Origin of the sequence: Vibrio sp. 1731, from assembly GCF_033339955.1 — a bacterium.
GTDB lineage: Bacteria > Pseudomonadota > Gammaproteobacteria > Enterobacterales > Vibrionaceae > Vibrio > Vibrio alginolyticus.
The window spans coordinates 1-1,307 of the sequence record NZ_JAWOVO010000094.1; the positions used below are offsets into that span (position 1 = coordinate 1).

General features: G+C 44.2%; 1 protein-coding gene. It reads left to right on the top strand.

Features of this window, described 5'->3' with window-relative positions:
• A partial coding sequence (locus tag R7035_RS25405) for a lytic murein transglycosylase (protein ID WP_318146342.1) occupies positions 1-1,307 on the top strand: 1,307 nt, incomplete at both ends.

Here is a 1,307-nt window from a genome sequence, read left to right on the forward strand (position 1 = left end):
ATATGAACAAGCTCAAGATTTATTAGATAAGAATGACATTGACGGATACTTATCTATTCGTCCAAAAATTGCTGATTATCCACTGACTCCTTATGTGGATTACCGAACGTTCATCAGACAGCTATCCATGAAATCACCACAACAAGTGGATGCTTTCATTAATGAGCATGAGGCGTTCCCGTTCTCACGTCGCATTCGTGCGCCTTATCTCGATAACTTGTACAAACAGAAAGATTGGAAAACCATCACTGAGTTTCAAAAAGTCATTCCAAGTGGTGAGCGTTATCAGTGTATTTTTTACGTTGCTCAGTTAAAACAAGGCAAACAAGTTGCTGCGTTTAAAGGCGCAGAAGATATGTGGCTAAGCGGTTCTAGCATCGCGAGTGAGTGTGACCCGTTATTTAATGCTTGGGATAAAGCGGGTGGACGTACAGACGATTTGATTCTGCAACGCATGTTGTTGGCGTTTGATGCTCGTAACGGTAGTTTGATGGCTTATTTGCAAAAGCTGCCAAGCTCTGCAAAAGCGAAACAACAAGCGCAAGAAATGAAAGCGTTGTTTGATAAACCTGCGACGGTGGCGGAGTTTGCTAAGAAAAAGCCAGCCAACGACTTTTATCGTGCTCAGAGTGAATATGCGTTAGAAAAGCTAGCTCGCATGGATGTCAATCAAGCTCAAAAAGCGTATGCGCAAGTCGTGAAAGGACAAAAATTCTCAGCAGAAAAAGCCCAAGCACTTGCGGACTACATTGCGATTCGTCTGATTCGTACTGAATCCGATTCACTAGCCAAATGGCGAGATGATAAGACGAAAACCAGTAAAAATGTCGCTTTGATCGAAAATCGTATCCGTCTAGCAATTCAAAATGCAGATTGGAAAGGTGTTCAACAGTGGATTGCCGTACTCAACAAAGATGAGCAAGCCTCGCTTCGCTGGCAATATTGGTTAGGTCGAAGTGAGATTGCGCTGGGTGATGATATTGCAGGCAAGCAGCGATTGGCGACCTTAGTTGGTCAGCGCAATTTCTACAGCGTGGCTGCGGCGAATGCGATTGGTCAGTCAATCAAATATCCATCTCATCGTATTAAGCTCGATACTAAGGTTATTCACCCGTATCAGAGCTCTCTCACTCGTATTGAAGAGTTGATTACGACAGATAAAATTGCGGCAGCGAAAAGTGAGTGGGCGCATTTGCTGAGTAGAGTAGGTAAAGATGAAAAGGCGATGTTGGCGGCGTATGCCTCATCCAAGAATTGGCATCACCTAACCGTCACAGCCAGTATCCAAGCGCAAATGTGGGACAACA